General features: G+C 64.2%; 18 protein-coding genes. 14 read left to right on the top strand and 4 right to left on the bottom strand.

The features are described from left to right. The 13 genes from JI739_RS23485 to JI739_RS23425 all read left to right on the top strand — a co-directional run. On the top strand, positions 1 to 172 hold a 172-nt coding region (locus JI739_RS23485; RefSeq protein WP_494338072.1), incomplete at its 5' end, for an EF-Tu C-terminal domain-related protein. A gap of 4 nt (positions 173 to 176) precedes the next feature. Then, positions 177 to 488 carry a 30S ribosomal protein S10 gene (gene rpsJ / locus JI739_RS23480; RefSeq protein WP_145895499.1) on the top strand — a complete coding sequence of 104 codons (312 nt, stop codon included), beginning with the start codon at positions 177 to 179 and terminating at the stop codon, positions 486 to 488. Positions 489 to 741: 253 nt separating this feature from the next. Continuing rightward, positions 742 to 1,416, top strand: coding sequence for a 50S ribosomal protein L3 (gene rplC, locus JI739_RS23475; RefSeq protein WP_201686453.1), 675 nt, complete (start codon positions 742 to 744; stop codon positions 1,414 to 1,416). Beyond that, positions 1,416 to 2,036, top strand: a complete 621-nt coding sequence (rplD, locus tag JI739_RS23470) for a 50S ribosomal protein L4 (protein WP_201686452.1) — start codon at positions 1,416 to 1,418, stop codon at positions 2,034 to 2,036. The genes rplC and rplD overlap by 1 nt, the downstream gene beginning before the upstream one ends. Further along, the gene (rplW, locus tag JI739_RS23465; RefSeq protein WP_201686451.1) at positions 2,033 to 2,368 is read left to right on the top strand and encodes a 50S ribosomal protein L23; all 336 of its coding nucleotides are present in this window, start codon (positions 2,033 to 2,035) and stop codon (positions 2,366 to 2,368) included. The genes rplD and rplW overlap by 4 nt, the downstream gene beginning before the upstream one ends. A 2-nt stretch (positions 2,369 to 2,370) precedes the next feature. Further along, complete coding sequence (gene rplB, locus JI739_RS23460; RefSeq protein WP_201686450.1) at positions 2,371 to 3,195, top strand: 50S ribosomal protein L2; 825 nt, start codon at positions 2,371 to 2,373, stop codon at positions 3,193 to 3,195. A gap of 12 nt (positions 3,196 to 3,207) precedes the next feature. Further along, a complete protein-coding gene (rpsS, locus tag JI739_RS23455) occupies positions 3,208 to 3,486 on the top strand; it encodes a 30S ribosomal protein S19 (RefSeq protein ID WP_201686449.1) in 279 nt (92 codons plus the stop codon). Between the two features lie 9 nt (positions 3,487 to 3,495). Further along, positions 3,496 to 3,825, top strand: coding sequence for a 50S ribosomal protein L22 (gene rplV, locus JI739_RS23450; RefSeq protein WP_201686448.1), 330 nt, complete (start codon positions 3,496 to 3,498; stop codon positions 3,823 to 3,825). A gap of 16 nt (positions 3,826 to 3,841) precedes the next feature. Continuing rightward, positions 3,842 to 4,744 carry a 30S ribosomal protein S3 gene (rpsC, locus tag JI739_RS23445; RefSeq protein ID WP_201686447.1) on the top strand — a complete coding sequence of 301 codons (903 nt, stop codon included), beginning with the start codon at positions 3,842 to 3,844 and terminating at the stop codon, positions 4,742 to 4,744. A 2-nt stretch (positions 4,745 to 4,746) separates the two neighbouring features. Beyond that, entirely contained in the window at positions 4,747 to 5,163 is a 417-nt protein-coding gene (rplP, locus tag JI739_RS23440) for a 50S ribosomal protein L16 (RefSeq protein WP_201686446.1), read from the top strand. A 17-nt stretch (positions 5,164 to 5,180) separates the two neighbouring features. After that, positions 5,181 to 5,384: a 50S ribosomal protein L29 gene (gene rpmC / locus JI739_RS23435; RefSeq protein ID WP_201686445.1), complete on the top strand. Its 204-nt coding sequence runs from the start codon at positions 5,181 to 5,183 to the stop codon at positions 5,382 to 5,384. A gap of 9 nt (positions 5,385 to 5,393) precedes the next feature. After that, the gene (gene rpsQ / locus JI739_RS23430; RefSeq protein ID WP_201686444.1) at positions 5,394 to 5,663 is read left to right on the top strand and encodes a 30S ribosomal protein S17; all 270 of its coding nucleotides are present in this window, start codon (positions 5,394 to 5,396) and stop codon (positions 5,661 to 5,663) included. 92 nt (positions 5,664 to 5,755) lie between these two features. After that, entirely contained in the window at positions 5,756 to 6,262 is a 507-nt protein-coding gene (locus tag JI739_RS23425) for a peroxiredoxin (RefSeq protein WP_201686443.1), read from the top strand. A gap of 28 nt (positions 6,263 to 6,290) precedes the next feature. On the opposite strand, the gene JI739_RS23420 is transcribed toward JI739_RS23425, so the two are convergent. Together JI739_RS23420 and JI739_RS23415 are read right to left on the bottom strand one after the other, a co-directional pair. Further along, positions 6,291 to 6,755: a GNAT family N-acetyltransferase gene (locus JI739_RS23420; protein WP_435531638.1), complete on the bottom strand. Its 465-nt coding sequence runs from the start codon at positions 6,753 to 6,755 to the stop codon at positions 6,291 to 6,293. 103 nt (positions 6,756 to 6,858) lie between these two features. Then, positions 6,859 to 7,530 (bottom strand): cytochrome b/b6 domain-containing protein, encoded by a 672-nt coding sequence (locus JI739_RS23415; RefSeq protein ID WP_201686441.1) that lies wholly within the window; start codon positions 7,528 to 7,530, stop codon positions 6,859 to 6,861. A gap of 123 nt (positions 7,531 to 7,653) precedes the next feature. On the opposite strand from JI739_RS23415, the gene JI739_RS23410 reads away from it, so the two are divergent. Then, positions 7,654 to 8,112, top strand: coding sequence for a c-type cytochrome (locus tag JI739_RS23410; RefSeq protein WP_201686440.1), 459 nt, complete (start codon positions 7,654 to 7,656; stop codon positions 8,110 to 8,112). A 45-nt stretch (positions 8,113 to 8,157) separates the two neighbouring features. Here JI739_RS23410 and JI739_RS23405 read toward each other — a convergent pair whose 3' ends face one another. Further along, positions 8,158 to 8,658, bottom strand: a complete 501-nt coding sequence (locus tag JI739_RS23405) for a TlpA disulfide reductase family protein (protein WP_201686439.1) — start codon at positions 8,656 to 8,658, stop codon at positions 8,158 to 8,160. Positions 8,659 to 8,692: 34 nt separating this feature from the next. Next, entirely contained in the window at positions 8,693 to 9,784 is a 1,092-nt protein-coding gene (locus JI739_RS23400) for a hypothetical protein (RefSeq protein ID WP_201686438.1), read from the bottom strand. Positions 9,785 to 9,811: the final 27 nt, after the last annotated feature.

Below are 9,811 nucleotides of genomic sequence, written 5' to 3'. Positions count from 1 at the left end.
GACCGGCAGCATCGAGCTGCCCAAGGACAAGGAGATGGTGATGCCGGGTGACAACGTGACGATCACGGTCAAGCTGATCGCCCCGATCGCCATGGAAGAAGGCCTGCGCTTCGCCATCCGCGAAGGCGGCAAGACCGTCGGTGCCGGCGTCGTCGCCAAGATCATGGAGTAATTGAATGGCACAGCAGAAGATCCGCATTCGCCTCAAGGCCTTCGATTACAAGCTGATCGACCAGTCCGCCGCCGAGATCGTTGACACCGCCAAGCGCACCGGCGCCATCGTCAAGGGGCCCGTGCCCCTGCCGACGCGCATGAAGCGCTTCGACATCCTGCGCTCGCCGCACGTCAACAAGAGCTCGCGCGACCAGTTCGAGATCCGCACGCATCAGCGTCTGATGGACATCGTCGATCCCACCGACAAGACGGTGGACGCGCTGATGAAGCTGGACCTTCCGGCGGGGGTCGACGTCGAAATCAAGCTCCAGTAACGGGGCTTCGGACCTAACGGAAGACCTCCTTCGGGAGGTTTTTCCGTTTCGTGCGCCGCGAGAGAGCGTCGCATCGGCTCGGCGGCCAAGCTTGGAATTGCGCGAGCTGGATGCGCATGGCTATAATCGCCGGCTCGGTCCAAATTGGCGCCTTCTTCGGGGCATCCAGCGACCGAGCTTTATCAACCCAGGTCCACGTACGAAACGCGGCAGCCAATTGAAGCGGCCGCGGTGGACTTATTGGAGCAATAACATGAGTCTGAGCAACTCCCTCGGGTTGCTGGGCCGCAAGGTGGGCATGATGCGCCTCTTCACCGACGACGGCGAAGCCGTTCCCGTCACGGTGGTGGATGTGTCGAACAACCGCGTGACCCAGGTCAAGACCGAAGAGAACGATGGCTATGTGGCCCTGCAGGTCACGTTCGGTGCGCGCAAGGCCTCTCGCGTGACCAAGCCTCAAGCCGGCCACCTCGCCAAGGCGGGGGTCGAAGCCGGTGAGATCATCCAGGAATTCCGCGTCACCTCCGAAGCGGCCGCCAAGTACGCCGCCGGCGCCGTTGTTCCGGCAGCCGACGTGTTCACGGTGGGCCAGAAGGTCGATGTGCAGGGCACCTCGATCGGCAAGGGCTTCGCGGGCACCATCAAGCGCCACAACTTCAGTTCGCAACGCGCCTCGCACGGTAACAGCCGTTCGCACAACGTTCCGGGTTCGATCTCCATGGCCCAGGACCCGGGTCGCGTGTTTCCCGGCAAGAAGATGTCCGGCCACCTTGGTGATGTGACCGTCACGACCCAGAACCTCGACGTCATCCGCGTCGACGAAGCCCGTCAGCTGCTGCTGATCAAGGGTGCCATCCCGGGTGCCAAGGGTGGCTTCGTCACCGTTCGCCCGGCCGTCAAGGCCAAGGACGCGAAGGGAGCCCAGTAATGCAACTCGAACTCCTGAACGACCAAGGCCAGGCCGCGTCCACCTTCGACGCCCCCGAAACCGTGTTCGGCCGCGACTACAACGAAGATCTGGTCCACCAGATCGTCGTCGCCTACCAGGCCAATGCGCGTCAGGGCACGCGTGCCCAGAAGGACCGCGAGGCCGTCAAGCACTCGACCAAGAAGCCGTTCAAGCAAAAAGGCACTGGCCGCGCTCGCGCGGGTATGACGTCCTCGCCGCTGTGGCGAGGGGGTGGCCGCACATTCCCGAACAGCCCGGACGAGAACTTCACCCAGAAGATCAACAAGAAGATGTACCGCGCTGGCATGGCCTCCATCTTCTCGCAGCTGGCCCGTGAAGGCCGCATCGCCGTGGTCGACTCCATCAAGGTGGATTCGCCCAAGACGAAGCAGCTTGCCGCCAAGTTCAAGGCCATGAACCTCGACTCCGTCCTGGTCATTGCCGAAGAGGTCGACGAGAACCTCTACCTCGCCTCGCGCAACCTGGTGAACGTGCTCGTTGTCGAGCCGCGTTACGCCGACCCGCTGTCGCTCGTGCACTACAAGAAGGTGCTGGTCACCAAGGGTGCGATCGACAAGCTCAAGGAGATGTTCGCATGAGCCGTGTGAACCCTACCCCCGCCGAACGCAAGTTCGACGAAGGCCGTCTGATGCAGGTCCTGGTCGCCCCCATCGTTTCCGAAAAGGCGACGCACGTGGCCGACAAGACCAATGCGGTGACGTTCAAGGTGCTGCAAGACGCGACCAAGCCCGAGATCAAGGCGGCCGTTGAACTGATGTTCAAGGTCGAGGTCAAGGCCGTTTCCGTGGTCAACACCAAAGGCAAGAGCAAGCGCTTCGGCCGCTCGATGGGTCGTCGCGACAACGTGCGCAAGGCCTACGTGATGCTCAAGCCGGGTCAAGAGCTCAACTTTTCCGGGGAGGCTGCGTAACCATGGCAGTCGTCAAGATGAAACCGACCTCGCCCGGCCAGCGTGCCGTGGTCAAGGTCACGCGCGACCACCTGTACAAGGGCGAGGGCTTTGCGCCGCTGCTGGAGCCGCAGCACCAGAAGTCCGGCCGCAACAACAACGGCCGCATCACGACGCGTCACAAGGGTGGTGGCCACAAGCACCACTACCGCGTGGTGGACTTCCGCCGCAACAAGGATGGCATTCCCGCCAAGGTGGAACGGATCGAATACGACCCCAACCGCACGGCGCACATCGCTCTGGTGTGCTACGCCGACGGCGAGCGCCGCTACATCATTGCTCCGCGAGGACTGGAAGTCGGCGCACAGCTGATGTCCGGCGCCGAGGCGCCCATCCGCGCTGGCAACACGCTGCCGATTCGCAACATCCCGGTGGGTTCGACCATTCACTGCATCGAGCTTCAGCCTGGCAAGGGCGCGCAGATCGCACGTTCGGCGGGCGCTTCGGCCACCCTGCTGGCGCGTGAGAGCACGTACGCCCAGGTTCGGATGCGCTCGGGTGAAGTGCGGCGCATCCACATCGAGTGCCGCGCCACGATTGGCGAAGTCGCGAACGAAGAGCACAGCCTGCGCCAACTCGGCAAGGCCGGCGTCAAGCGTCACATGGGCATCCGCCCGACGGTTCGCGGCGTCGCCATGAACCCGATCGACCACCCGCATGGTGGTGGTGAAGGCCGCACCGGCGAAGGCCGCGTGCCGGTGGACCCGTGGGGCAACCTCACCAAGGGCTACCGCACCCGCAACAACAAGCGCACGCAAGGCATGGTCGTGTCGCGCCGCAAGAAGTAAGGGGTTGAACAAATGACTCGTTCTCTCAAAAAGGGTCCGTTCGTCGACCACCACCTGCTCGCGAAGGCCGACAAGGCGGTGACGAACAAGGACAAGAAGCCGATCAAGACATGGTCGCGTCGTTCGATGATCCTGCCCGAGTTCATCGGGCTGACCATCGCCGTGCACAACGGCAAGCAGCACGTGCCGGTCTACATCACCGACCAGATGGTGGGCCATAAGCTGGGCGAATTTGCCCTGACGCGCACCTTCAAGGGTCACCCCGCGGACAAGAAAGTCCAGAAGAAGTAAGGAAAGACCATGGAAACACGTGCAGTCCTCCGGGGCGTCCGTCTGTCGGTCGACAAGGGCCGCCTGGTCGCCGACATGATCCGCGGCAAGAAGGTGGATCAGGCCTTGAACATCCTGAACTTCACCCAGAAGAAGGCCGCGCTGATCGTGCGCAAGGTGCTTGAGTCGGCAATCGCCAACGCCGAGCACAACGAAGGCGCCGACATCGACGAACTGAAGGTCAAGACCATCTATGTCGAGCAGGGTGCCACGCTCAAGCGCTTCACGGCGCGTGCCAAGGGCCGTGGCAACCGCATCAGCAAGCCCACGTGCCACGTGTACGTGACTGTCGGCAACTAAGGCCCCGGGAAAGAACATGGGACAGAAAATCCATCCGACCGGCTTCCGCCTTTCGGTCAGCCGCAACTGGGCCAGCCGCTGGTACGCCAACAACCGTGACTTCGCTGGCATGCTGGCTGAAGACATCAAGGTCCGCGAATACCTCAAGAAGAAGCTGAAGAACGCGGCGGTCTCGCGCGTCCTGATCGAGCGTCCGGCCAAGAGCGCGCGCATCACCATCTACTCGGCCCGTCCGGGCGTGGTGATCGGCAAGAAGGGCGAGGACATCGAGAACCTGAAGAAGGAACTCGCGATCCGGCTGGGGGTGCCGGTGGCCGTCAACATCGAAGAGGTGCGCAAGCCCGAAGTCGATGCACAGCTGATCGCCGACAGCATTACCCAGCAGCTCGAAAAGCGCATCATGTTCCGCCGCGCGATGAAGCGCGCCATGCAGAACGCGATGCGCCTGGGCGCGCAGGGCATCAAGATCATGTCCGCCGGCCGCCTCAACGGCATCGAGATCGCGCGTACCGAGTGGTACCGCGAAGGCCGGGTGCCGCTGCATACGCTGCGTGCCGACATCGACTACGGCTTCTCCGAAGCCAAGACCACCTACGGCGTGATCGGCGTCAAGGTGTGGGTATACAAGGGTGACACGCTCGGTCGCAGTGACGCGCCTTCGCTGGACAGCACCCCCCGCCCCGAGGGCGAGGAGCGCCGTCCGCGCGGCCCGCGCCGCGATGGCCGTCCGGGCGATCGTCCGGGCGGTGATCGCCGCGGCGGTCCCCGCCGTTCCGCGCCTGCCGGCAACGTGGCTCCGTCCGACGGTAGCGACAAGCCTCAAGAAGCAACCGCAGGTGCCGATGCACCGAAATCTGCCGTTAAGCGCGTTCGCAAGGTCGCCGCGCCGGGCTCCGCACCCGACGGCAAAGGAGAGTAAACATGCTGCAACCCGCTCGCCGCAAATTCCGCAAAGAGCAGAAGGGCCGCAACACCGGAATCGCCACCCGGGGCAACTCGGTGGCCTTCGGTGACTTCGGCCTGAAATCCACCGACCGCGGCCGCCTGACGGCCCGGCAGATCGAAGCCGCGCGTCGCGCGATTTCTCGTCACGTCAAGCGTGGCGGTCGTATCTGGATTCGCGTGTTCCCCGACAAGCCGATCTCCCAGAAGCCCGCCGAAGTCCGTATGGGTAACGGCAAGGGCAACCCCGAGTACTACGTTGCCGAGATCCAGCCGGGCAAGGTGCTGTACGAGATCGTGGGTGTGCCCGAGGAACTGGCTCGTGAGGCATTCCGCCTGGCGGCCGCCAAGCTGCCGCTGCGCACCACGTTCGTCACGCGCATGATCGGCGCTTGATTCAGGAGTGATGAGAAATGAAGACTGCTGAATTGCGCCAAAAGGACGTTGCCGGCGTGGAAGCCGAGGTCAAGTCGCTGCAGAAGGCCCACTTCGGCCTGCGCATGCAGAAGGCCACGCAACAACTGAACAACACCGCTTCGCTGCGCGTCACGCGTCGCGACATCGCGCGCGCCAAGACCATCCTGGCCCAGAAGCGTGCCGAATCCGCCGGCAAGTAAGGAGTGAACATGACGGAAGCCAAACCCTCCCTCAAGCGCACCCTGGTCGGCAAGGTCGTGAGCGACAAGCGCGCCAAGACGGTGACGGTGCTCGTCGAGCGCCGGGTCAAGCACGAGCTCTATGGGAAGATCGTCGCCAAGTCGAGCAAGTACCACGCGCACGACGAGAACGGCGAGTTCCATGTCGGTGATCTGATCGAGATCACCGAGAGCCGCCCGATCTCCAAGACCAAGAACTGGGTTGCCACCCGGCTGGTTCAGAAGGCCGCAGTGGTCTGATAACCCGGTCCGCCAGGTCCCAATAGGAAACGGCCCACAATCGTGGGCCGTTTTTCTTTTCAACGTATCGATTCAACGAAGGAGTCTGAAGAATGATCAAGGTTGGCGACGCATTGCCGGACGTGAAGTTGCAGGAATATTCGGAGGTCGAGGGCAACGGGTGCAGCATCGGACCCAATCCGGTCGATGTCCGCCAGGCAGCTGCCGGCAAGACCATCGCGGTGTTCGGCCTGCCTGGTGCGTTTACCCCGACCTGCTCGGCCAAGCACGTACCGGGCTACGTGGAGAAGTTCGACCAACTGCGCAGCGCCGGCATCGACGAGATCTGGTGCATCAGCGTCAACGACGCGTTCGTCATGGGCGCATGGGCGCGCGATCAGAAAGCAGGCGACAAGGTGCGCATGCTGGCCGATGGCTCTGCTGAGTTTGCCCGCGCCACGGGACTGGTCCTGGACTTGACCGCGCGTGGCATGGGCGTGCGCAGCACACGTTATTCGATGCTCGTGCGTGATGGCAAGGTCGTCACCCTCAACCTCGAGGCACCCGGGAAGTTCGAAGTCAGCGACGCCGACACCCTGTTGGCCCAGGCCCGCGGCTGAAGAGCCCGGCCGCACCCGGCGCCCGCGCCTAAAGATCGACCTTCAGGTAGTGGGCCCCCGGGATGGGGTTGTGATAGTACGGCGGGATCGATTCGAACCCGAGATCCTCGTACAGGGCGCGGGCTGCCTCCATATCGCTCAGGGTATCGAGCAGTACGCAGGCATAGCCCGCCTCACGCGCGGCATCCAGGGCGCGCTCCGCGAGTTGCCGCCCCAGTCCAAATCCTCGGAATGCCTTGCGCACGTACAGCCGCTTCATCTCGGCCGCGTTGGGGTAGTCGCTCGTGTCCAGGGGTCTGAGGGCGCAACACCCGGCGGGGGTGCCATCCACCTGCGCCAGCAGCAGGGCGCCTCTTGGAGGCGCATATTCGCCGGGTAGCCGCGCGAGTTCGCCGTCGATGTCCTGAAACCAGATGTCGATGCCGAGATCCTGCGTGTAATCGCTGATCAGTTCGCGGGCAACCTGGATGTCTTCTGGCGATGCAGGAGCGATCCACTCGATCCGGGGTAGCTGGAGTGCTTCCACCATCCATGGGCGGGAGTTGAAGGGCTGACCAGTTTAGCGGCGCGCTTCCAGGCTGCAAGCGCGGCCGCATTCAGCCGCCCCGCACCAGCAGCCACACCAGGGCGGCACTTGCCGCCAGCAGGACCAATCCGAACAGGCGCTGGACGGCGCCATCCCGGCTGGCTGCGATCTGGGCGGGTGGGGCGGGCTTGTCGCCGTGCAGCATGGCCGGTACGAGATTGCGCTTGCGCACGAATGCGTAGTAGCCGATGGCCACCACGTGACTCGCGATCAGCGCCAGGATGATCCACGGACCGATGCCTCGGTGATACGAGGTGGCAGCCAGGCCCGTCGCCTGGGTCACATGCCGGTTGAGCGGTCCCGTGAACGAGATTTCGTCGTCAGAGACCAGGCCAGTGCCCACCTGGACCGCCAGCACGAGCAGCATCGCCAGCACGGACAAGGCGCCCAACGGGCTGTGGCCCAGCCGGTGAGCCGCGGTTTCGTGCCCTCGCAGGTAGCGCAGCACGGTACCGGGAGAAGGTATGAAGCTGAGGAAGCGCGACCAGTAACCGCCCACCAGGCCCCAGGCTAGCCTGAACAACAGAAGCGTGAGCACCACATAGCCCAGCCTGACGTGTACTTCCAGGGGAGCACCGGGGATCCAGGCGGTGGCGAAGAGCCCCATCAGGCACAGCACCAGCAGCCAGTGAAAGAGCCGCGTCGGAAGATCCCAGACGCGCACGGTACCGACCTCGGTCATGTCATGCCCTTCACAGCGAACTGGGGCGCGCGACGAAGCGACCCATGGCAACAACAATTGGAGCGTTCTGCCAAAGATGATAGAACAGCCCGCGTTGTACACCCTGGCATTGGAAGCAGTCCCATGTCCCTGAAATCAATCTGCACGGCGCTGTCCGTTGCGGGCCTGGCGCTGGCGAGCGTGCCGGCTTCCGCACAGTTCTCGCGACCGGAAGATGCGGTGAGGTATCGACAAAGCGCCATGTCGCTGATGAACGCCCACATGGGCCGGATCGGGGCGATGGTCAACGGCCGAGTGCCCTACAACGGCGCCGCTGCTCTGGAAAACGCCGAGGTGGTCGCGCTGGTGTCCAGGCTGCCCTGGTCGGCGTTCGGCCCTGAAACGGACAAATTGTCGCGCCGGGCCAAGCCGGAGATCTGGACCGAGCAAGCCAAGTTCCAGCAGCTAGGGGAGAAGGCCACGGCCGAGGCGGCCAGGCTGCTCGCCGCAGCCAAGACGCAGAACCTGGACAACCTCAAGAGCGCGTTCCAGGCGACGGTCAACTCCTGCAACGCCTGCCACGACGACTACCGCAACAGATGAAGACGGGCCGGCCGGCTCGCTCGGCGATCGCCACGCGTCAGCGGGTCAGGCCTGCGCCAACAGTTGCTCGATCAGCTTGTGCAGCTCGTCGAAGTTGGGTGCACCGACATAGCGCTTGACGATCTCGCCGCGCTTGTTCACCAGGTAGGTGGTGGGCGTGAGTTGCACGTCGCCCCAAGCCTTCGCGACTGCCCCGGTATTGTCGATGGCCACCTTGAAGGGCAGCTGCCGGCTCTGCGCGAAGTTCACGACGTACGCCGGCGGGTCGTAGCTCATGGCGACCGCAACCGTGTCGAAGCCGCGCTGCTGGTACTTGCGGTAGGTGTGGACCAGCTCTGGCATTTCGGCGACACAGGTGGTGCAACTGGTGGCCCAGAAGTTCACCAGCGTCACTTTGCCTTTGAGGTCGCTCGTCGTTTGGCTGCTTCCGTCGAGCAGCACGAAGCGGGATGCCGGGGCGGGTGAGCTTCCCGTGCCCATGTAGACGCCGATGCCAGCGGCCAGCAGCACGGCGGCGACCGCGCCACCCAGGATTCGTTTGTTCATGTGCGTTGGATCATTGAAACGGCAGGCGGTTCGGCTAGTGATCGAACTCGATCGCCAGCACGGTCTTGAGCTGCGCAGCGATCGAGTCGCGGCTGATGCGGCCCAGGCCGGCCTGCTCCCACGAAGATATCTCGAAACCGGTCTCCCGATCGGTGATCTCCAAAGCATGGAAGTGGGGCCGTTCGCCGAACTGCCGCCGGACGTGCTCGAGCAACGCATCGCTTCGCAGGGTCTCGTCCATGATGATCAGCTCGGGTTGCAGCCGTTCACTGTGATGCACCCCTTCCGTCGGGTTGACGGCCAACTCCAGCTTGAGCTTGAGTGAGTCGCAGACGGCGGCCACTTCCCGCTGCACACGCCGGTCATCGGTCACCAACAGAACTTGCAGGCCTGCCAGCCGCCCGGTTTGCGAGCTGATCCGCGAGCTGTCGGGTCCTGCCCGATCCACATCGAGGGCGGTGAGCCCCGACAGACGGTCGACGGTCCGGGGGAACTCGACCGTCGCCATCATCGCCTCACCGCTCACCTCCCGGGTCAGCACCACTCCGAGCGCCCGCGCCGCATGCGTGGCCAGGCCCCACGCGATGTCGTCGAGGAGGGCGGGCTCTTCAATCCGGGGAGCCCGGGAAGTCCGAACGGACAGCACCGCGTGCCGGGGCCAATTGCGCATCGCCAGCTTGATCGCAATGCGTTCACCGTGATCGGCGGCCCAGTCGATAAGGGCTTCCAGCATCGACAACAGCAGGCCGGGGTCGACGATGACGTCGACGGCTTCCAGGTGCTGCTGCAAGGCGATGCCCTGCCGTCCGAAGGCTGGGCGGCGTTGCACCAGCAGGTCGAGGACGATGGCATGCAGCGCCAGCTTCTCGTGCGACTGCCGCACCCCGTTGCTGGCCAGTCGCGCCAGTTGCTGGCTTCGGATGCCGACCCGGTGCGTCTGCTCGACCGCGTCGCGCAAGCTGGCCCGCCAAGCCTCCGAGCCGGTGCCGGCCGCCTGCGCCTGCTCCAACAGCGTGTTGAGCGTCTCGACGGGTCGTGCCAGGCTTCTGCCGATTACCTCGGCGAGGGCGGTCCCTTCCAGCGGCGGCGCTTCGTCCGTCACCACGACATCCAGGTTGCGGCTCATGTCCGGGCTCCTTTCGCCTACGGTTGA

This window comes from Ramlibacter aurantiacus, from assembly GCF_016722895.1.
Taxonomy (GTDB): Bacteria; Pseudomonadota; Gammaproteobacteria; order Burkholderiales; family Burkholderiaceae_C; genus Ramlibacter; species Ramlibacter aurantiacus.
The sequence above is the reverse complement of the archived record's forward strand: the minus strand, read 5'-3'. Positions and strand labels throughout refer to the sequence as shown.